Source organism: Aeromonas sp. S8(2024) (genome assembly GCF_041403085.1).
In the GTDB taxonomy this organism is placed as follows: Bacteria; Pseudomonadota; Gammaproteobacteria; order Enterobacterales; family Aeromonadaceae; genus Aeromonas; species Aeromonas dhakensis.
On sequence record NZ_JBGLRF010000001.1, the window covers coordinates 1,023,565 to 1,042,673 of the forward strand.

General features: G+C 56.9%; 23 protein-coding genes, 1 tRNA gene and 1 pseudogene. 20 read left to right on the top strand and 5 right to left on the bottom strand.

Translation table 11 applies throughout. The features are described 5' to 3' along the window. Positions 1-254: 254 nt before the first annotated feature. The gene (locus ACB031_RS04360; protein ID WP_371139084.1) at positions 255-908 is read right to left on the bottom strand and encodes an inovirus Gp2 family protein; all 654 of its coding nucleotides are present in this window, start codon (positions 906-908) and stop codon (positions 255-257) included. Positions 909-3,010: 2,102 nt separating this feature from the next. On the opposite strand from ACB031_RS04360, the gene ACB031_RS04365 reads away from it, so the two are divergent. The 17 genes and pseudogenes from ACB031_RS04365 to ACB031_RS04445 all read left to right on the top strand — a co-directional run bounded on the left by ACB031_RS04365 (position 3,011) and on the right by ACB031_RS04445 (position 12,253). After that, a complete protein-coding gene (locus ACB031_RS04365; protein WP_371139085.1) occupies positions 3,011-3,820 on the top strand; it encodes a hypothetical protein in 810 nt (269 codons plus the stop codon). A 170-nt stretch (positions 3,821-3,990) separates the two neighbouring features. Continuing rightward, positions 3,991-4,482 carry a lecithin retinol acyltransferase family protein gene (locus tag ACB031_RS04370; RefSeq protein ID WP_161785163.1) on the top strand — a complete coding sequence of 164 codons (492 nt, stop codon included), beginning with the start codon at positions 3,991-3,993 and terminating at the stop codon, positions 4,480-4,482. A gap of 561 nt (positions 4,483-5,043) precedes the next feature. Next, positions 5,044-5,541, top strand: a complete 498-nt coding sequence (radC, locus tag ACB031_RS04375; RefSeq protein WP_371139086.1) for a DNA repair protein RadC — start codon at positions 5,044-5,046, stop codon at positions 5,539-5,541. Then, entirely contained in the window at positions 5,538-6,068 is a 531-nt protein-coding gene (locus tag ACB031_RS04380) for a hypothetical protein (protein ID WP_371139087.1), read from the top strand. Before radC ends, ACB031_RS04380 begins: the two co-directional genes overlap by 4 nt. Before the next feature lie 126 nt (positions 6,069-6,194). Beyond that, positions 6,195-6,701, top strand: a complete 507-nt coding sequence (locus ACB031_RS04385; protein ID WP_371139088.1) for a hypothetical protein — start codon at positions 6,195-6,197, stop codon at positions 6,699-6,701. After that, positions 6,701-6,916, top strand: coding sequence for a hypothetical protein (locus tag ACB031_RS04390; RefSeq protein WP_371139089.1), 216 nt, complete (start codon positions 6,701-6,703; stop codon positions 6,914-6,916). The genes ACB031_RS04385 and ACB031_RS04390 overlap by 1 nt, the downstream gene beginning before the upstream one ends. After that, positions 6,913-7,275, top strand: coding sequence for a hypothetical protein (locus ACB031_RS04395; protein ID WP_336988038.1), 363 nt, complete (start codon positions 6,913-6,915; stop codon positions 7,273-7,275). The genes ACB031_RS04390 and ACB031_RS04395 overlap by 4 nt, the downstream gene beginning before the upstream one ends. Then, the gene (locus ACB031_RS04400; RefSeq protein ID WP_371139090.1) at positions 7,272-7,559 is read left to right on the top strand and encodes a hypothetical protein; all 288 of its coding nucleotides are present in this window, start codon (positions 7,272-7,274) and stop codon (positions 7,557-7,559) included. Before ACB031_RS04395 ends, ACB031_RS04400 begins: the two co-directional genes overlap by 4 nt. 69 nt (positions 7,560-7,628) lie before the next feature. Continuing rightward, positions 7,629-8,171 carry a hypothetical protein gene (locus ACB031_RS04405; protein ID WP_371139091.1) on the top strand — a complete coding sequence of 181 codons (543 nt, stop codon included), beginning with the start codon at positions 7,629-7,631 and terminating at the stop codon, positions 8,169-8,171. Between the two features lies 1 nt (position 8,172). Further along, positions 8,173-8,529, top strand: coding sequence for a hypothetical protein (locus ACB031_RS04410; RefSeq protein WP_371139092.1), 357 nt, complete (start codon positions 8,173-8,175; stop codon positions 8,527-8,529). 84 nt (positions 8,530-8,613) lie between these two features. Further along, the gene (locus ACB031_RS04415) at positions 8,614-8,928 is read left to right on the top strand and encodes a hypothetical protein (protein WP_371139093.1); all 315 of its coding nucleotides are present in this window, start codon (positions 8,614-8,616) and stop codon (positions 8,926-8,928) included. 113 nt (positions 8,929-9,041) lie between these two features. Continuing rightward, complete coding sequence (locus ACB031_RS04420) at positions 9,042-9,284, top strand: type IV toxin-antitoxin system YeeU family antitoxin (protein ID WP_371139121.1); 243 nt, start codon at positions 9,042-9,044, stop codon at positions 9,282-9,284. Positions 9,285-9,421: 137 nt separating this feature from the next. Then, positions 9,422-9,514, top strand: a pseudogene (locus tag ACB031_RS04425) (hypothetical protein); the annotation flags it as partial. Next, on the top strand, positions 9,501-9,770 hold the full coding sequence (locus tag ACB031_RS04430; RefSeq protein ID WP_371139122.1) for a hypothetical protein: 270 nt from the start codon (positions 9,501-9,503) through the stop codon (positions 9,768-9,770). The pseudogene ACB031_RS04425 and the gene ACB031_RS04430, both read left to right, overlap by 14 nt. Before the next feature lie 99 nt (positions 9,771-9,869). After that, a complete protein-coding gene (locus ACB031_RS04435; protein ID WP_371139094.1) occupies positions 9,870-11,201 on the top strand; it encodes an AAA family ATPase in 1,332 nt (443 codons plus the stop codon). Beyond that, positions 11,185-11,835, top strand: coding sequence for a hypothetical protein (locus ACB031_RS04440; protein ID WP_371139095.1), 651 nt, complete (start codon positions 11,185-11,187; stop codon positions 11,833-11,835). Before ACB031_RS04435 ends, ACB031_RS04440 begins: the two co-directional genes overlap by 17 nt. Before the next feature lie 202 nt (positions 11,836-12,037). Next, complete coding sequence (locus tag ACB031_RS04445) at positions 12,038-12,253, top strand: hypothetical protein (RefSeq protein ID WP_371139096.1); 216 nt, start codon at positions 12,038-12,040, stop codon at positions 12,251-12,253. A gap of 180 nt (positions 12,254-12,433) precedes the next feature. On the opposite strand, the gene ACB031_RS04450 is transcribed toward ACB031_RS04445, so the two are convergent. Continuing rightward, positions 12,434-12,521 (bottom strand) — tRNA-Ser (locus ACB031_RS04450). Positions 12,522-12,705: 184 nt separating this feature from the next. On the opposite strand from ACB031_RS04450, the gene ACB031_RS04455 reads away from it, so the two are divergent. From ACB031_RS04455 to ACB031_RS04465, 3 genes are all read left to right on the top strand, one after another. After that, complete coding sequence (locus tag ACB031_RS04455; RefSeq protein WP_005302492.1) at positions 12,706-13,362, top strand: Bax inhibitor-1/YccA family protein; 657 nt, start codon at positions 12,706-12,708, stop codon at positions 13,360-13,362. A 163-nt stretch (positions 13,363-13,525) separates the two neighbouring features. After that, positions 13,526-15,679: a YccS family putative transporter gene (gene yccS / locus ACB031_RS04460; RefSeq protein ID WP_371139097.1), complete on the top strand. Its 2,154-nt coding sequence runs from the start codon at positions 13,526-13,528 to the stop codon at positions 15,677-15,679. Between the two features lie 20 nt (positions 15,680-15,699). Then, positions 15,700-16,044 carry a TusE/DsrC/DsvC family sulfur relay protein gene (locus ACB031_RS04465; RefSeq protein ID WP_005302496.1) on the top strand — a complete coding sequence of 115 codons (345 nt, stop codon included), beginning with the start codon at positions 15,700-15,702 and terminating at the stop codon, positions 16,042-16,044. 57 nt (positions 16,045-16,101) lie between these two features. Here the strand turns inward: ACB031_RS04465 and dedD are convergent, their stop codons facing one another. The 3 genes from dedD to accD form a co-directional block, all read right to left on the bottom strand. Then, entirely contained in the window at positions 16,102-16,902 is an 801-nt protein-coding gene (gene dedD / locus ACB031_RS04470; protein WP_010633598.1) for a cell division protein DedD, read from the bottom strand. A gap of 74 nt (positions 16,903-16,976) precedes the next feature. Continuing rightward, positions 16,977-18,236: a bifunctional tetrahydrofolate synthase/dihydrofolate synthase gene (gene folC, locus ACB031_RS04475; protein WP_371139098.1), complete on the bottom strand. Its 1,260-nt coding sequence runs from the start codon at positions 18,234-18,236 to the stop codon at positions 16,977-16,979. A gap of 2 nt (positions 18,237-18,238) precedes the next feature. Then, positions 18,239-19,102: an acetyl-CoA carboxylase, carboxyltransferase subunit beta gene (gene accD / locus ACB031_RS04480; RefSeq protein WP_005302503.1), complete on the bottom strand. Its 864-nt coding sequence runs from the start codon at positions 19,100-19,102 to the stop codon at positions 18,239-18,241. Positions 19,103-19,109 lie beyond the last annotated feature (7 nt).

Here is a 19,109-nt window from a genome sequence, read left to right on the forward strand (position 1 = left end):
TTTCCTGAATAAAAAATGCCATGGCAACAAGTGCAACCATGGCATGGGGATAGGAAGGGGAACAGCACACTGTGGTGCTGTCGGTGATGAGGTCAGGCAGTAGTGATGATGTGAGTGCTATGTCTGCTCATCAGATAACAAGTGCCGTAGAGAAATACCGATGGAGCCCATCGGGGCGAGGTGATGTCTTGGTAACGAGGATTGCTCGGGGGGGGGCGAGCGTCCGAAAGCTCTCTGGTTTATGCCCCTTTGGGTCACTGGCCATCAGGCATTAATGACTCCGTCTGTTTCTTGCCACCGGCAGAGCACCCAAATGACCGGGCAGCTTTGCTGTACGCCTTGGTCCGGTCTTTGGCTAAGTAGCTGACACGCTCAAGAAACCCTTTGTAGTCGACAGAGTTTCGCTCCTCTGCCCTGATCCAATACCAGGGGTTTTTGGGAAAGTGCACCAGAGACACATGATTTTCCATATCGCCTAGCTTCAAGGCACTACACCACGCTTGGCGTACCATCACTGACAGGCTTGGCCTCGGGTTGCACGTCAGACTTGCCTGGTAGTTACCTAATGAACAGAACGCATCCTTGTTGAGCATTAGCACCAGGTGGTAATGGGCCTGCTCACTTTGCTCCCCATACTCTCTGACCCAGATATAAAACAGGGCGGTGTCATGTACACGCTTGCCTTCAGCCTCTTTTTTCTTAGCCTTCAAGTTTGCTTTGAGCTTGGCTTTGAGCGAGTCAATGAAGCGGGAAATGGCCTTAATATCTGTTGCCAGCTCCTTGCTAGGGAAGCGTAGGTCGATACGCACCGCCATGAGTCTGGGGTGGGTCTCAAGCGCCCGGTCGATAGTGTCCTGACAGCGCTGCAGGTAGTAAGCGTTATGGTACGGGCCAGACAGTGACAACATGATGAAATCCTCTTGGGTGTGTTTGGTGTCACTAGATGGATGTCGCCGTAAGAATTTATGTCGATTGTTCCGGGCATGACGATTTGAACCGGATGCCTGCTCAGGTGATGGGCGCATTGATGCGCTGATGGTACTGATGGCGCTGACGGTGAAGTACAACGCGTTACCCTGAACGACAAGGCCTTGTATGGCGCTTCATTCGCTCTCTGAGGCATTATCCAAGGAAAGATGACTCGTTAAATGCCATGGGTCTCAAAGGACTGTACGGCACTCGCAGGAACGATAACGAACCCGCCAGACTACACGGCTCATTGAGGGGGCACGTCAGATAGGCTCAATCACCAACAACGCACCATGAAACAGAAACGCGATACAGATGACCGATAGTATCCCTTTCTCTCCCCCTTCATTCAGGCATCCTACCCACTAGGAAATCCATTGACGGTCATGTTGTTTAACATCCAGCCATAGTGGCCTCATCAACGTCGGCTATAACGTCGATAACAGTATCAGTCACTATGCCGGTCATATAGGCTCTATCCACCCTGACACAGAGGTTAGATATCAGCCCACTCGCTCATTTCGCTATTCCAGATAAAACGTTTCATGATGCGACACAGGCCTCTGAGTAGATAATTGGATTAAGATGGCAGATGCCTACCTACACCTCACATATATTCCTTACGACCGCCATCGATATCCCTGCAGGGTTATATCAACACATCCTTATGGACAAACCATCGCAAGCCTATCAATGAGGCCATATTCATATTCCACCTCTGGGAGAGGGCATGCCTACAGCAACACTTTCGCTCTCAATGAAATCTGTTAGCATCTATGTTTTATGTATGCCATATCTCTACAGACATATGTCCTGCATTCATGCTCCACATGAACCACATGAACCACATGAACCACATGAACCACATGAACCACAGATATGATTTACATGACTCGCAGCTATAATAAATACATCCCATGCTTATTGGCTTCGCACACCTAGTCATTACCTTGCATTCATTATACTGAGCATAGACCCAACATTACTACGACTTATGCTTTCTGCGCTATCTATTTACTTATTGTCATTTCTCTATACGTTGCCATTGGTTCGTACATTGCTTCCACATTCATGTTGCCATGTATTATCAACGTATATTAATCCATTACTAACGCACACCTATATGTCACTTCTTATATGTTATATTAACAATCCGACATGTTTCACCTCGTATTTAGTTGGCTTAATGGAAAGGTAAATCCAGACACCACAAGGCCTCGGCCATGTATATGGCTGCACTCACAGTGGTAAAAACCACTCTGGAGTTATCATTTTGCCGCCATTCCTTTTTACCCGTCGAAAGAGCCGCCCTCACCTCTCACTCATCGCGAGAAACTGTAGCAGCATGGCTACAAGGTCCATCACATCACCACCACATTGTTGTTCCAACCTCCCGCTTTATCTCTTTGCTGTCTAGGCATGAAACGAAGATGACGAGTGACCACCTCATTAAGCCTCCAGTCTTTTTTTACTTCCCAAGCACTCCCGCTCACTGGCACGCACACCAGTCCTATTCCTGCATAAATCAGGCCACCAGTCACCCTAAAAAGAATGCCAGACCCAGTAATAAAAAAATGGTGAGTATGGTTGTTAGCCTAGCTGCAAGTGAGGCGGCAAGGCTGGATGCAATGACCGACGAGACCGTTAGTACAAGGAGAACTGTGGCAGGGAAAAGGAGGTTACAGCGTGTCTTACCGAGGGATACAGCAACAGAGATGGGTTGCGGGAGGCCTCCTTGACTAAAAAAAACTACAAAAAAACCTCAGTAAAGCCTCAATAAAACAATGTAAAAACTAACATATAGATACGATATGACGACAAGAGGCATTTTTTGGAGACAGCAATGCCTCCATCGTGATACGGTCTCACCACTACGTAGTTTTTATGGGTGCAAGGAAACATGAAAACAAGTTACGATGATGTACGACAGTCCGCTATGACTATGGATATCCGAAGATGTCAGTTTTGCCTTACTTATCTTAATAATACCAGGCACATGCAAATATCCAGTTGTGACCAAAATGATATCCATAGCTGTCAGATGGCAATTGACGATATGATTTCAATGGTCACATCAAACAAGAATGAACGCTACCATTTGATTGCTGAACTAGAGCAAGCGTGTGCGGCAAACATCCTTCCCATATCACATTTTGATTGGTTCAAAGAAGATACGCGCGCGGCGTTTTGGTTGTGGGCGTACATTTATCAAACGGAGGACAACACACTTGGTATACCATTTGAAAACAACTCTTTTTATAATATGTATAACAGGCTGGGATTGAGCAGTTCGCCATGTAATCATCAAGGACGACTATCGCTCATCATCACCTTTATGGACCGATTTACTGTCTCACCTCAAGCAATAGGCTTTAAAGAGAACTTACTTGAAAGACTCAAAGAAAAATGGAAATACGTATACGCGCAACCAATTCCGCTAAAATGGTTGCCTAATGAAGAGGCATCGGTGCAGTGGGCTTGGGAAAGTTTACAGAAACATTTTCCTCTCACTTTTGGCGCAAACACCTCTATGTTTTCATCTGCGCGACAACTAACGCATTGGTTTACGCCATACAACCATGATGAACGGTTATTGGCCGTGCGTGCCGCACTGGATTTGTGGGTCGATGCCCCCGACAGTAAACGATTATTTTTACTCAATCTCAACAAAGCTTGGAATCAACGCAAACTGCGCCAACAACGCACAGATAAGAAAGCGGTAAACACATATTTGAGGAACGAAACAAAAGCGCACTTAGACTCACTAGCCGCGCATTATAACATGCGCATCAGTGATGTGCTGGAAATGCTGATTAAGGAACGTCACCAACAGATTAAATCATCATCCTGATGGCGGACTTTTCTCATTAATATGGAGTAAGCCACTTTCTTCACTTCCATAATTTTTCAGACCGATATTACTCATGTGACACATCACACTGGATGTCTTCATATCGAACAAGCCCTGGCATTTGCCGGGGCTTGTTCATTTCGGTCTTCACGCACTTATGGGAGTACGTTATGAAACGAGGTGACCACCTGGTCGTTTCACGGGGATTGTTTACCCATCATGGCCTGTATCTGGGCGGGCAGCAGGTCATTCATTATGGCGGCGGGCTGTCGAGCCGCGAGCAGGCTGACGGGGTGGAAATCGTCTCGCTGGCAATCTTTGCAGATGGCCGCACCGTCACGGTGCAACCCCACCTCTCTGCCACCTATGACCCCGATGCTCGCCTTCAACGGGCGCTCTCTCGCCTGGGCGAGCATCAGTACCATCCCCTCACCAATAACTGCGAACACTTCGTTAACTGGTGTATCGACGCACAGGCCCGCAGTCCACAGGTCAGCACTGCCATCGCCACCGGCACGCTGCTGTTGACACCCTATGGCCGGGCAGCGCTGTACGGTGTGGGGAGTTGTGTCTGTCGCTCACTGGGTGGTCCCGTGGTTATCGGAGGACTGATTGGCTATGGCCTTGCTCGGCTGGTTAGAAGCCTGCGCTCCTCCGGATAAGGAGTATCCACATCATGATGATTACTCTCTCCATCAACACGACCGTGGCGGCTCGCATTGATAGCTTTATCCAGGCAGCCTGGTATATCCCCTGCCAGCAAGCGCTGGTTATTGCATCTCACACCAACCGAAGGGGATATGGCCCACACCACGACCACTCTGGTACTGCAGTGGCCTGGCACGACAGACCCTGGGGATGTGCAATGGCAATTGCTCAGTGTCACGGATGCCAGCAGCTGGCCTGACATGCAACGGCCCTTTCAGGAGCTCTACGTCGATATCGAACAGCACCAGTATTAATGCCAAGGGGGTCCCTTAACCCCAGCGCAATTCACTCAGATCTTCGCACAATGGCAGGACCGCTTTATCACGCATCACCCCATCGCGTTCACCCGAGCAGAAGCCGAACCGCTGATGCCGATACAGAGTGAATCCGTCGCCACGACAGGAGCCATCACGACAGCCAACTGAACTACTCTCACGGTGAACCAACAACCTCTCTGCCTTTGACCCCGCCATGCTTCCTGCATGCCGGGGTTTTGTTTATTTGGAGAACCCCATATGCGTTACCACAAACTCAAAGCCGGGGAGCACCCAGGCACCTATGTCGTCACCGAGCCGGTGACCGAGCAGGACCTGCTACGCATCGCCAATCAGATTGCCCGCAAGCGCCTGGCTAAGGGCGCCGCCATCACCAACACCACCGACGCAGCAGAGCGGCTACAAACCTTGCTGCAGGACCGGGAGCATGAGGTGTTTGGTGCACTGTTCCTCGATGCCCAGCATCGGGTATTAGCCTTTGAGGAGCTGTTTCGCGGCACCCTCGATGGTGCCAGCGTCTACCCCCGCGAGGTGGTCAAGCGGGCCTTAGCTCTTTGCAGTACCTCGATAATCGCCGTTCACAATCACCCGAGCGGCAACCCCGAACCCAGCCAGTCAGACCGGGCCCTCACCCAAGCCCTGAAAGACGTGCTGGCCCTGGTCGACATCCGTTTGCTCGACCATCTGGTGGTTGGGGCAGAGGGCGTAGTCTCGCTGGCCGAGAGAGGTCAACTATGACTCCAACCCCAGGTAAGTCACACCTCACCGCCCTCGATATCCTCCTCGAATTGCGTTGCTGGCTTGCTGACAACGTCGAGATGCGGGCCGAGCCTGCCATCGTGGCTCACCTGCCTAACGGCTATCAACTCACCCAGGCCGACTGCATAGAGGCCATTGATGCGCTGCTGCATCAGCTGCGCCAAGAAGGGACAAACACCATGCGATTACCCAATCCCTATACCTTAGAGGAGACTCTCGAGAAGCTGCGCCATGGCCTGGCAGCCGCCAGCAACCAAGGGGCGCTGGCGTTATTGGAGAAAGCCGTCGCCAAGGCCTGTGATGACAGGGCCTACGCCAAGGAGTTTGAAGAGACCTTGCTGCAAGGCTCCACCGTCGAGATACGCGAGTGTCTCAGCTGCTTTGGCGACTACTTCGAGCGCTCCCGAGACGCACCGCCCTATTACCCGCATCACGACGCCGTTAACGGCATTGATTGTGCGCTCTACGCCATCCTGTTCGATGCGGCTCTCCCCAGCACAGAGTAGGCGCACGAATAACGCCAGCATCCCCAAACCCGGATCATCCGCGCCAACACCATGATCCGGATATTCCGATCCCCAGCAAGGCCACCTCACTGCAGGTGGCCTTTTGCATTTCAAGGAGCTATTCCCATGTCTGCCTTCATGATCGATCGCAAGGACTACCTTGCCTTTGCCGTGCAGTTACACCGCTTTTGCAATGCCCCGATGCCACCCCATTACACCATGGAGCTACTGCACACCCTCTGGTGGCTGCCGCCAGCAGACACGACCAGTACCTGGACGTGGCGGGTAGACCGGCTGGCACGACTGATGATGCTCGCCAATCGTCGGGCAGTCTGGCATCGCTATCAGCTGGGGCGTCAGCAAGAGCACAAGGAACCACGCCAGCACCACTCGACCAAGCTGAGTCCGCTCAAACCTGCCCACCGTTACCACCAGGCTCCACTCACCGATAGCGAACTGATGGCTCTCTACAAATTCACCTGCTGCGCCCTGTACCAATCGAGCGAATGGACCGGAAGCCCTGAGCAGGCACCTCGGCTAGTGAAGGTGATACAGCAGTTTCAGCAAGCACTGGCGCAAGACGTGCTGACTCGACTGTCACTGTGGGAAAAAGCCCCTTGGGGAGAGATGTAATGGCTCTTTCCATCACCCTGACCATAACGAGTTCACCGCCGCACAACACTGCCGTGCTGGCCCAACGTATCGCCGATGACATGGCACACCTGCATCACCGTCTAGGGGATGGGGTCAGTGATGAACTGGGCATCAGCATCAGCTATCTGGTCGAACAATTTGCGCTGCTGGCAGCGGCTTACCGTTCACCGGAAGCAATGGAGAAACATCAATGATTGAGTTCAACGACAGCTTTAGCCAAGCCGCCGTGGCAGAGGCCATGTGTGCCCATCCAGCACTTACCAAGCTCATCAGTCAGCAGTTGATGCTGCCGAGTTTTGCCTATGCCCACGATGTAGAGGGGCGGCGTATTGGTGGCCCGCTGGTGGCCCCCAACCCGGTGTTGCACAAGACCACGCTCTTTGTCAGTCCCCGCGATATGCGCGAGCACCTGCCGCGTGAGATTAACTTCGCCCGCTTTCGCTGCCCCTGTAATGCAGCGGGTCAACCGGTCGGCGAGTGGCAGCGGGTGATAGTAGGGGCCTACGTTAACCACGGCAGCAACGACACGCCGGATTGGAGCAGCCATACATGACAACGCCCACTGCATCACCCATGGGGACAGAGGCCGCTATCGCCCGTCTCCGAGCCCATATCGAGGAGTTCATTGCACTGGAGCTGACCCAAAGGCTCGATGTACAGCTGGCTAACCTAATGCGTTCCGGCGTGTTGGAGCTGGATAACTGGGACGGGGCAAATCTGGTTTTGCCTCGCACAGTGACCACGGCACTGCTGGAGGCTGCAGCCGAGCGGGTGATTTGGCACAGCCACCGCCGTCGCTATCAGCGAGACATCAACCGCCTCAAGCAATCGCTGTAGACAATCCTCCCCACAACCTCATGCAGCCCCTCACACCGAGGGGCTGTTTGCATTTTAAGGAACCCACCCATGCACGACCTGCGTGATTACAACACCCTGACCGCTCGGCAGCTCACCACTGCCATCAGCCATCTCAACCACAACACCGCGCCGAAGATAATGACCCACCTTGCATTGCGGGCCAGGCAGCCACTCCCGCTCGGTAATGGCCGCAGCCGGGCCAAGGCCCTCAAGCTGATGCGCCGGGTCAAGAAGGCTAACAAGACTGGGCGTATCCCGCTTGAGCTCACAGTGACGGGCTGCCGCATCGACCGGGGTTGCCATCAGGCAGACCGTTACTACTACGACCGGACGCTGCTGGCCCAGGGCTGGCAACAATACGACACCGAGGCAGATGCGTGGTACTTCGGCATCTGGATTCACACCGAAAAGCTGGAGACTTTTACCTACGCCGAGGGGGATACCGGCCATGTGATTGCGCCAAACGTCGAGGCGTTTCGTGCCGAGCTGACGCGGCTCTATCAGTACCACCCGCAAGCCCCGGCATTTATCAGCATCGACCCGGAGGCGGGCGTTGTAACCCGCCATTTTGAAGCCAAACCGGAGGTGTGAGATGGCCAAGCACATCACCATCAAGGTACCTGGCAAACATCCGCAAACCGGCGAGCTCACCACCTTTGAGCTAAAGGGCCAACGCATGGATATCGACATCGGCGGCCAAGCCGTGCCTTTCCTTATTCACGGGAGGGGCATCGGCACCTCGCTCGCCCACATCCCGAGCGGCTACCGCATAGCCCTGCTCGGCGGCTGGCTCACCGCTCGTTACGCCATACCCGAAAATAAGCCCAGCAGAACAGTCTGCGCCCAGATGGCAATAGACCGACTAGTGGCCCAGTACGGCTCGCGGCACCTGCTGGACCGACTCAACTGCAAGCCGGTTATCAATGAGACAGCTGACTGCGCTCGTTGACGCCCCACCGTCTCGCTCATCCACAAACAGCATAAAGGACCAGCCCTCACAGGCTGGCCCTTGGAATCGTCGGAGTAATTTCTCATGACTCGTCTTATCACCGGGCTCGAGGTGCATCGTTATGCCCCCGAGCTCAACACACTGCATCTGCGCAACCGGCAAACGTTACCAGTCCCCGGCATCACCACCATCAAAGAGGCCAAAGCCCGCCGGTTTAGCCGCTGGCAGTCAGGGCATCAGGTGACCATCACGGTGAGTCACCCTGACTACGCCAATCTCTCCCGGCTCTACCGAGGGCGACTGGCAAACCTGACAGCGCTCCCAGAGCACCTGACCAGACTACGACAGCGCCACAACGAGCCCGGCACCTGTATAGACATTCAACTGAGGTATCGCTAATAATGACCACGACCCATCCAACACACTCTCCAGAGCTCCAGACTCTCACACCGCTCCCCAGCATTTGCTGAGGTCTGCTGCGTGATATCTCTGCACGCTTTGGCGCTCGTCTGATACAGAGTCGCTACCGGCTCGATTTTCTATCCGATCGAGCCAGTCTGATAGGTGAATGGAGTGAAGCGCAGATAGCCAATCTCGACCAGGCTTTCCCGGAGATCATCAAGGCACTGGAAGCCAAGCTGCTGACCGGTGAACTGGATGCCCAACGTCGGCACAGCATCTTTCACCTACTCGTCCGTGATAAGTGGGTAGGTCGTGGGGAAGGCCAATTCATGGCCTTCCCTTTGTTTTGGTGACTCTGTTTTTTTGAGGTTGCTCCCAGTGACCTCGATACCAACTGGCTCCAGCTGTGGTGCTATGGCAAAATATACCCCCTATCTTGTCTCACTCCGGTTACCCGATGAAAGAACCTCTGCCCAGCTACGAAGCCATGATGCCTGCTGTGCTCAAGGTATTGGCCGATGGTGCAGCCCGTTCATTGCGCGAGGTATTCGAGCGGGTTTGCCAGCACTATGCTTTTACCCCTGAGCAGTTGGCTGACACCTTGCCAAGTGGCCGCCAAACCACGTTGCGTAGCCGGGTCGGGTCGGGTCGGCTGGGCCAAGGCCATTCTGGTCAAGGCATTTCGCGGCGAGCTTACCGCCGACTGGCGCGCCGCCAACCCGGACCTTATCAGTGGCGATAATAGCGCCGCCCTGTTGGCTCGCATTCAAGCCGAGCGGGCCGCCGCCAGCGGCAAAAAAGGTAAGCGTGGGACCAGCAAGACTCGCACAACGGACTAACCCGCTCGTATGATGGGCAGCCAGCGGCAACATTCGGCGGGTTGTAAGCCAAGTGCTGGCGAGATAAGGTCGTGTTGGCATCAAAATTAGGAATAGAGCATGGAAATCAAACAACTCACCCTCGAAAATCTGGGGCGTTTTGAGCGTCTTGCCATCGAGTTTGCTCCCACGGAGCGGGTCAACTCGAATATGACCGTGCTGATCGGCAACAATGGCGCAGGCAAAACCTCGGTACTCAAATCGTTGGCGACCTCGCTCAGCTGGTTTGTTGCCCGTTTGCGCAGCGACAAAGGCAGTGGCAGCCCCATCCCGGAAGAGGTAATCCTCAATGGCGCCAATACCGCTGTGGTTTCTCTTCAACTACACGATCAGCTGAGGGAATACATCTGGTCTCTCACCAAAACTCGCGCAGGTCGCAAGAGCAACGAGCAATCCATATTGACCGACGCTAGCAAACTAGCCGATGAGTATCGAGCACGATTGACAGAGCAGGAAAATGTCAGCTTACCCCTGATCGCCTTCTACCCAGTCGAGCGGGTGGTACTGGATATTCCGCTAAAGATCAAAGAGAAACATTCATTTCGCCAACTCGATGGTTATGACAATTCACTGAGTCAAGGAGTCGATTTTCGTCGTTTCTTTGAGTGGTTTCGCGAGCGGGAAGATAGCGAAAATGAGTCGGTAATCCCTACTGAAGTTCTTAATGAACTTCAAGATTTACTTGGTCCTGATCTTTGGCAAAAGTTGCAACAGACACAGGCATCAGCCAGAGATCGTCAGTTGACGGCGGTGCGCACAGCTATCGCCAACTTTATGCCCGGATTTAAAAATCTGAAGGTCCGCCGTAAGCCGCGTCTGCATATGTCCATCGACAAGGAGGGTCAGACCCTCAATGTGTTGCAACTGTCGCAAGGGGAGAAATCCCTGATGGCACTGGTGGGCGATATTGCCCGCCGCCTCGCAATGATGAATCCGGAGCTGGAAAATCCGCTGCACGGCGATGGGGTGGTGCTGATCGACGAGGTGGACATGCACCTGCATCCCCAGTGGGCACGTACTATCATCCAGCGGCTCACTGATACCTTCCCCAACTGTCAGTTTGTGCTGACCACCCACTCCCCCCTGGTGATCAGCGATTGCAAGGATGTACTGGTCTATTCGCTCGATAATGGCGAGTTGACTGAAGTGCCATCCCAATATGGTCAGGATGCCAACTCGGTGCTGCTGGAGGTGATGGATACCGCTATTCGCAATGAGCGGGTGGCGAGCCGACTGAATGACTTACTCGATTTAATTCAAGATCGGCAATTTGATAAGGCCAATGCCCTGCTGGCCGCGCTAAGAGCCGAGCTGCCAGCCAACAACCTGGAGCTGACCAAGGCTAGCTTGCTGCTGCGCAAAGAGGAGCTGCGCCGTGCGCAAGATTTATAAGGGACAAGAACCTGCAAGTCTGGCGTCATTCAAACGTCAAAATCCTCATGCTCGATATCACGACCTACCCAACGATGAAGAGGGTCAGGCAATTCGCCAGCAGATCCGGGAGGCTTGCACTACTGAGCAATTCCATCTCTGCGCCTACTGTTGCCAAGCCATCAGCGGCACCAGTGAAGACACCATGAACGAGCATGTTGAGGCTAGGGATCTCGCCCCTAAGCGCACCATGGATTTCAGCAATCTGGTAGCCAGTTGCAAAACACCGAAACAGTGCGATGCCGCCCATGGCTCGCAGCCTCTGCCGTTGACTCCGCTGATGCCTGAGTGCGAAACCGAGTTGCACTTTAAATGGAGTGGTCGGGTTGAGGGGTTGACGGAAAGAGCCAAAGAGGCGATCCGGGTACTCAATCTGGGTGATACGGAGCAAAGCAACAAGGTGCTGGTTGCCAAGCGCAAACAGCTGGTGGATAGCCTGATTTGGACCCACTACGGCGATGATCAGCAGGCACTGGCGCTGGAAGATGATGCACAATTGCTGACAATGCTGATCGAAGATCTGAGCCAGCCCAAACAAGGCAAGCTGGAGCCCTTCGCACCTGTATTGGTGAATATACTGCGCAGTCAGCTCTAGCGATTGCGTGCCTGCCCGGGTGACTCGGGAACCACAACCTCGGTACACCTCGTGCGCTTTTCTCCGGCAGCAGACCGCGAGGATAGGCGCATCTCCTCCCCTCTGATAATCTGCCGTGGCCATCAACCCGGCGCTCTGGCAGAAAAAACGTGAGCTCGAGATCTGCTTTTACCGTGGCCCGGAGGGAGTGCAGGGGGCTATCTTGCACAAATTTAAACAGCGCTCGAAGAAGAAGACCGATCTCGCGTTCGAGGAGCATCAACACTATCTGCAGCGGGACATCAAGCAGTTGCATGGCCAGCTGGCGACCATCACCTCCCTGGCAACCCTCAAACCCTATCTGGTCGAGCGCTGGGACGCGCGTCAGCACGCCATCTGGGATGAAGAGCCGGACTTTGATGAGATGTTCTTTCGATAGCAAGAGAGGGCCAATGGCCCTCTCTTGCTTTAAGTAACTTGAGAAAGTTGTGGCAATGACTTGTCCAAGGGAGTGCTATCAAGGGGTAGGACAGCCAACACCTAATGGCATACTCACTGGCATACCCAAAATTGCAGATACAAAAAAGCCCAACCGAATCAATCAGTTGGGCTATACAAATGGCGGAGGAGGTGGGATTTGAACCCACGGATGGTCGCCCATCGCCGGTTTTCAAGACCGGTGCATTCAGCCGCTCTGCCACCCCTCCGAACGGCGTGCATACTACGTCAGCCCCTTGTTCATATGCAATACATATTTGATTTGGGATAGTAGGGGGCAACAGGCTGGGGTGGGGCTTGAAATCAGCGCTCGTCATCCCGACATTCAGTGCATACAATGCGTTAACGAAGCGGCGTTGCCGCCTCACCCCGGAAATCAAGAGGACACCCAAGATGGATACCCGTTCTATCTATACCGGCACCCAGAGTGCCGCGCGCGATACCAACAAGGTACTGCGCAACACCTATATGCTGCTCTCCCTCACTCTTGGCTTCTCTGCCGTGGTGGCCGGGGTCGCCACCGTGATGAACATGCCGCCCCTGCACTGGGCCATCTTCCTCATCGGCGTCTACGGTCTGATGTTCCTGACCGAGAAGAATCGTGACAACGGCATGGGGCTGGTGTTCACCTTCGCCCTGACCGGTCTTCTGGGCTATAGCCTGGGCCCCATCATCAACATGTACATGAACAACGGCGGCGGCGAGATCGTGATGACCGCGCTCGGCGGCACCGCGCTCACCTTCTTCGGTCTGTCGGCCTATGCCCTGACCACCAAGCGTGACCTCTCTTTCATCGGCGGCATGCTGTTCGTCGGTTTCTGGGTGCTGCTGGTGGCCATGGTCGCCAACATCTTCCTGCAGATGAGCGCCCTGAGCCTGGCCCTCTCCGCCATGTTCATGCTGTTCTCCTCCGGTGCCATCCTGCTGACTACCCAGCAGATCGTGCGCGGCGGCGAGACCAACTACATCTCCGCCACCGTCACCCTGTATGTCTCCATCTACAACATCTTCCTGAGTCTGCTGAGCCTGCTTGGCGGCAACCGCAACTAATCAAACACCCCGCTTCGGCGGGGTTTTTATTGGCGCCTGTTTCTGTCAGGATAAGTTGCAAATCAAGGATATGAAGCGAAGTGGCCCTGATCCAAATCAGGGCCGTTTCGTTGTTGACCGGTTATGCTCTCGCTTTCGTTTCGCTCAAGGGTTGCGCTCTCCCATGCCCACGGATTTCTCTGGCCTGCTGCGCCGGCTGCTGACTGACAGTCATATCTATTTCGCCCTCAAGGTGCTGCTGGCCATCATGGGGCTGCTCGCCTTCACTCTGGCGACCGGCGACATCCAGCTCACCGTGCTGCTCTCCCTCGGGGTGGTGGCCGGCGCCATCGCCGAGACCGACGACAGCCTGTGGGGCCGGGTCAAGAACCTCGCCATGACCCTGCTCTGCTTCCTGTTCGCCTCCCTCTGCGTGCAGTATCTCTTTCCCACCCCCTGGCTGTTCGCCCTAGGGCTCGCGAGCTCCACCTTTATCTTCGTGATGGTGGGGGCGCTCGGTCAGCGTTACGCCACCATCAGCTTCGGCTCCCTGCTGATTGCCATCTACACCATGCTGGGAGCCGCCAAGGCGCCGGATCTCTTCTATCAGCCGCTGGCCCTCGGCGCCGGGGCGCTCTGGTATGGCCTGGTGTCGCTGGTCTGGCTCTGGCTGCTGCCCTACAAGACCCTGCACGAGCAGCTGGCCCAGAGTTACTTTGCTCTCTCCCGCTATCTGCTGGAAAAATCCCGCTTCTTTCCGGCCGACGAGCACGGCGCCCAGGCCATTCGCCACAACCTGGCCCAGCTCAACATCAATCTGGTCAATGCCCTGACGCTCACCAAGTCGGCGCTCAACGCCCGTCTCAGCACCCGCCACCGGGCCTCCCCCGAGCTGGCGAGCCTGCTGCGCCTCTACCTGCTGGCGCTGGAGATCCACGAGCGGGCCACCTCCAGCCACTACCCCTACAGCAAGCTGGAAGCCGAGCTCAAGCAAGGCATCGTGCTTGACGGTTTCCAGGAGGTGTTCCTGCAGCTCTCCGAAGCGTGCCAGCGGCTCGGCTACGCCATCCTGGTGCACAAGCCCTATGCCCACAACAAGCGCATCCACTGGACGCTGGAGGCCCTCGGTGATCAGCTGGAGTTCACTCACCTCAAGCAGCACTACCCGAAAACTCTGCTGACACCGATGAAGTTTCTGCGCCGCAACCTGGCCAGCATCAACCAGCTGCTGCAAAGCGCCGAGGAGCTGCAAAACCCCGAGCAGGCCCCGCAGAGCCTGCCGCCCCTGGCCAAGCCCGCCCGCCTGCCACTGCTGACCCAGCTCAAGCAGCACCTGACCCCCAACTCCATGGTGTTTCGCCATGCCCTGCGGCTGTCCCTCGGGTTGGTGGTGGGCTACGGCATTCTGCAGGCCTTCCAGCTGGACAAGGGTTACTGGATCCTGCTGACCGTATTGTTCGTCTGCCAGCCCAGCTACAGCGCCACCCGCCGCCGGCTGGTGCAGCGCATGCTCGGCACCTTCGCCGGCCTGCTGGTGGGGATCCCGGTGCTCTGGCTCTTCCCCGAGCTGCACGTACAGCTGGTGGTGATGGGGCTGGCCGCCTTCCTGTTTTTCACCCAGGTGCGCAGCAACTACAGCGCCGCAGTCTGCTTCATCACCCTTTACGTGTTGATGGCGTTCAACCTGCTGGACGGCATCGGCTTTGCCATTCTGGGGCCGCGCATGCTCGATACCCTGCTCGGCTGCCTGCTCTCCTACGCCCTGGTGGCCTGGCTCTGGCCGGACTGGCAGTACAAACGGCTGCCGACCCTGATCGCCAATTCGCTGTCGGCCAACGCCCGTTACCTCTCGGCAGTACTCGCCAGCCTGCAGCAGCAGCGGGATGAGTCACTCGACTACCGGGTGGCGCGCAAGAGCGCCCATCTGGCGGACAGCGAACTGGCCATGGCCTGGCAGAGCATGCTGGTGGAGCCGCAAAAGCGCCGCCGCTTCCTCGATCTCTGCTTTACCCTCACCTGGCGCAACCATGCCCTGCTCTCCTACATCTCGGCGCTGGGCGCCCATCGCGACAAGCTGGAGGCCATCGGCGAGCTGGACGAGATCAGCCGCCACCTGAGCCATACCCTGGAGCGGGCCGCCGGCCATCTGGCGGGAGAGATGCCGGAGCAGATCGAGGGGCAGTGCCCTGTCATCACCCCGGACAGCAGCGAGGAGCAGCTGATGCTGACCCAGCAGCTCAATCTCATCAGCCAGCTGGCGGACGAATTGCTCGCCCTGGCCAACGAGAGCCGGTTGCTCACCCGGGAACAAGGCGCTACCATGCCCGCCCAATCCTGACAGGCCACAAGGAGCCCACCATGTCCGAGCACCACCAGCTGGAATTCAACGGCCAACTCATCGAGACCGATGCCAAGGGTTATCTGCTCAACAGCAACGACTGGAGCGAGGAGCTGGCACTGGTACTGGCCGAGCAGGAAGGTATCGTACTGGAGGAGCCGCACTGGGAAGTGGTGCGCTTCGTGCGCGCCTTCTATCTGGAGTTCAACACCTCCCCCGCCATTCGCGCCCTGGTCAAGGCGATGGAGAAGCAATACGGCCCCGAGAAGGGCAACAGCCGCTACCTCTACAAGCTGTTCCCGGAAGGCCCCGCCAAGCAGGCCACCAAGATCGGCGGCCTGCCCAAACCGGTGAAATGCATCTAAAAAAATACCGCGCCCATCCAAAATGAAGCGCGGTATTTTTTTATCTTGTGGTCCCTCTTAGGGGTTGTAAGCCACCACGGAACCACTCAGGCCGGTCATCTGGCCGATGCGGCTCTGCATGCCCTGCAGCTTGGTCTTGGAGACATCCGGTCCGATGAAGACCCGGTTGAGCTGACCCTGCACCGGCGTGCGCGGCGAGGTGTGAGCCGAGTAACCCGCCGCCCGCAGCTTGCCCACCAGCGCGTTGACGCTGTCGACATTCTTGAAGGCGCCGAGCTGCAGGATCCAGCTGCCCTGGGCCGGTGCAGTAGCTGCAGGCGCCGGGGCTACGGTCGTGGTCGCTTGCCCCATCTTGCTGGCGATGAGATCGTCCATCGACCTGATCTGGCCCGCCTGCGGCTTGCTCTCCACCGGTTTTTGCACCTCTACCGGCTTGGGCGGCACCACTTTGGGCTTGGGCTGCTCCACCGGTTTCTTGGCGATCACTTCAGGCTTGGGCTGGGGCTTGGCCGCAGGCGGTGTAACGGGCTGGGTCACCGGCTTGGCGGCCGGCTGCTGCACCTGCGGCTGGCCCTGCTTGGCCCCCAGGGTGACCGGCTCGGGCACCTCTTCCACCTGCCACTGCTCGGCAGCCGACGCCTGCTGCTGGCTGGCCAGATGTTCCGCCGGCAGGGTGCTGGCGGCCGATACCTGCAAGGCGGGCTTGGCGGGTTCCAGCTCGGGGCGCAGCGGGATCTTGGCAAACGCCTCTTCCTTCTGCTCCAGCTTGTGGCCGTCCATCAGATCCGGCAGAAAAATGACTACCAGGGCCACCAGGATGACGGTCCCCACCAGACGGTTTTGAAACTTAGAGGCCAAGTTGAATCCTACCTTTACGTAACTCAATATGCGATCTGGCTCCCCGCCAAAGGGCCGGGGAGCCGGGGTGTGGCCTAGACGGCGCCACCCGCCAGAATGTCGGCGACAGTGTAAAACGAACCAAACACAATGACCATATCATCAGGACTCGATGCGGCCAACGCGGCAGCATAGGCCTGCCCCACATCGTCAAAGGGGGTCGCCGGCCCCCGCTCGCTGCCAAGAGCTGCCGCCAACTGGGCCGCGCTCGCCGCCCGCGGGCCGCTCAGGCTAGCCAGATACCACTCGCCGATGAGGCCATCGAGCTCGGCAAGCGACCCCGCCATGTCCTTGTCCTTGAGCATGCCGACCACGGCGCGGCGCACGCCGCTGCAGGGCAGCTTGCGCAACTGGGCTGCCAGATAGGCTGCCGAATGGGGGTTGTGGGCCACATCGACGATGACCAGCGGCGCGCTTTGCAGTTGCTGCATCCGGCCAGCCAGCCTGGCGTTGGCCAACCCGTCACGGATGGCGGACTCCGGCAACGGCAGACCGAGGGACTCCAGCGCCGCCAGCACGGTGACCGCGTTCATCAGCGGCAGGGCCGGCTTGGGCAGGTCGTGCCACTGATGAAGGCCGTGATAATCCCAGCCGGTTTCGTGCTCATCGCCACGAAAATCGATGCCAACCTGACGCAGGCAGGCGCCGAGGCGGGCCGCCTCGCTGGCGATGGTGACGGGCGGGTTGGGCTCACCGCTGATGGCGGGTTTGCCGGCGCGATACACCCCTGCCTTCTCCACCGCCACCGCCTCGCGGGTATCCCCGAGCCAGTCACAGTGATCGAGCGCAATGGAGGTGATCATGGCGACATCGGACTCCACCACATTGGTGGCATCGAGCCGGCCACCCAGCCCTACTTCCAGCAGCAGCACATCCGGCGCGGCGCGACGGAACAGCCACAAGCCCGCCAGGGTGGCGAACTCGAAGAAGGTAAGGGCAATCTCGCCGCGGGCTGCTTCCACCTCGGCAAAGGCGGTACAGTGCTCGCTGTCGGCCAGTTCGGCCCCGTTGATCCGCACCCGCTCGGTAAAGCGCAGCAGATGGGGGGAGGAGTAAACGCCGACCTGGTAGCCGGCTTCCATCAGTATGCTGGCCGCCATGGCACAGCTGGAGCCCTTGCCGTTGGTGCCTGCCACCGTGATCACCTTGAACGGCAGTTGGGTAAGACCCATGCGGCGGGCGACGGCGCCGACCCGATCCAACCCCATGTCGATGTTGACCGGGTGGATCTGCTCCAAATAAGAAAGCCAGTCGACCAGCGACCGGCTTTGGGATTGTTGCATGTTGGAACTCATCTTCACTCTTCGATGACGTGAGTATTCAGCATTTTGGCGAGCAGGCTGGCCAGACGGTTGCGCATGTCGCGGCGGTCGATGATGAGATCGATGGCGCCCTTCTCCAGCAGGAACTCGGAGCGCTGGAAGCCTTCCGGCAGCTTCTCGCGCACGGTCTGCTCGATGACGCGGGGACCGGCAAAGCCGATCAGCGCCTTGGGCTCGCCCACGTTGATGTCACCCAGCATGGCCAGACTGGCGGAGACGCCACCCATGGTGGGGTCGGTCAGCACCGAGATATAAGGCAGGCCTGCTTTGGAGAGTCGGTCCAGCGCCGCACTGGTCTTGGCCATCTGCATCAGGGAGAACAGCGCCTCCTGCATGCGGGCACCACCCGAGGTGGAGAAACAGACCAGACCGCGCCCTTCCTTGATGCTCTCCTCGACGGCGCGCACGAAGCGGGCGCCCACCACGGAGGACATGGAGCCACCGATGAAGGAGAACTCGAACGAACAGGCGACGACCGGCACCCCCTTGAGGGTCCCCTTCATCACCACCAGCGCATCTTTCTCGCCCGTATCCTTCTGGGCGGCTGACAAACGATCCTTGTAGCGCTTGGAATCCTTGAATTTCAGTACATCCTGCGGCTCCAGCTCGGCACCGACTTCGGTGCGGCCCTGCTCGTCGAGAAAGCTCTCGAGGCGGGCACGGGCGCTGATGCGCATATGATGATCACACTTGGGGCACACTTCGAGATTGCGCTCCAACTCTGCCCGGTAGAGCACCTGTTCACAAGCACTGCACTTGGTCCACACCCCTTCCGGAATGTTGTGGCGACGCGGGGCAGTGATCTTGCTCTTGGGAAGGATCTTCTCAAGCCAGCTCATGGAATTC

Excerpts from the sequence above, each read along its gene's own strand:
- ACB031_RS04360 (WP_371139084.1), bottom strand. The coding sequence starts at position 908 with ATGTTGTCACTGTCTGGCCCGTACCATAACGCTTACTACCTGCAGCGC.
- ACB031_RS04365 (WP_371139085.1), top strand. The coding sequence starts at position 3,011 with ATGGCAATTGACGATATGATTTCAATGGTCACATCAAACAAGAATGAA.
- ACB031_RS04370 (WP_161785163.1), top strand. The coding sequence starts at position 3,991 with ATGAAACGAGGTGACCACCTGGTCGTTTCACGGGGATTGTTTACCCAT.
- radC (WP_371139086.1), top strand. The coding sequence starts at position 5,044 with ATGCGTTACCACAAACTCAAAGCCGGGGAGCACCCAGGCACCTATGTC.
- ACB031_RS04380 (WP_371139087.1), top strand. The coding sequence starts at position 5,538 with ATGACTCCAACCCCAGGTAAGTCACACCTCACCGCCCTCGATATCCTC.
- ACB031_RS04385 (WP_371139088.1), top strand. The coding sequence starts at position 6,195 with ATGTCTGCCTTCATGATCGATCGCAAGGACTACCTTGCCTTTGCCGTG.
- ACB031_RS04390 (WP_371139089.1), top strand. The coding sequence starts at position 6,701 with ATGGCTCTTTCCATCACCCTGACCATAACGAGTTCACCGCCGCACAAC.
- ACB031_RS04395 (WP_336988038.1), top strand. The coding sequence starts at position 6,913 with ATGATTGAGTTCAACGACAGCTTTAGCCAAGCCGCCGTGGCAGAGGCC.
- ACB031_RS04400 (WP_371139090.1), top strand. The coding sequence starts at position 7,272 with ATGACAACGCCCACTGCATCACCCATGGGGACAGAGGCCGCTATCGCC.
- ACB031_RS04405 (WP_371139091.1), top strand. The coding sequence starts at position 7,629 with ATGCACGACCTGCGTGATTACAACACCCTGACCGCTCGGCAGCTCACC.
- ACB031_RS04410 (WP_371139092.1), top strand. The coding sequence starts at position 8,173 with ATGGCCAAGCACATCACCATCAAGGTACCTGGCAAACATCCGCAAACC.
- ACB031_RS04415 (WP_371139093.1), top strand. The coding sequence starts at position 8,614 with ATGACTCGTCTTATCACCGGGCTCGAGGTGCATCGTTATGCCCCCGAG.
- ACB031_RS04430 (WP_371139122.1), top strand. The coding sequence starts at position 9,501 with ATGCTTTTACCCCTGAGCAGTTGGCTGACACCTTGCCAAGTGGCCGCC.
- ACB031_RS04435 (WP_371139094.1), top strand. The coding sequence starts at position 9,870 with ATGGAAATCAAACAACTCACCCTCGAAAATCTGGGGCGTTTTGAGCGT.
- ACB031_RS04455 (WP_005302492.1), top strand. The coding sequence starts at position 12,706 with ATGGATACCCGTTCTATCTATACCGGCACCCAGAGTGCCGCGCGCGAT.
- yccS (WP_371139097.1), top strand. The coding sequence starts at position 13,526 with ATGCCCACGGATTTCTCTGGCCTGCTGCGCCGGCTGCTGACTGACAGT.
- ACB031_RS04465 (WP_005302496.1), top strand. The coding sequence starts at position 15,700 with ATGTCCGAGCACCACCAGCTGGAATTCAACGGCCAACTCATCGAGACC.
- folC (WP_371139098.1), bottom strand. The coding sequence starts at position 18,236 with ATGAGTTCCAACATGCAACAATCCCAAAGCCGGTCGCTGGTCGACTGG.
- accD (WP_005302503.1), bottom strand. The coding sequence starts at position 19,102 with ATGAGCTGGCTTGAGAAGATCCTTCCCAAGAGCAAGATCACTGCCCCG.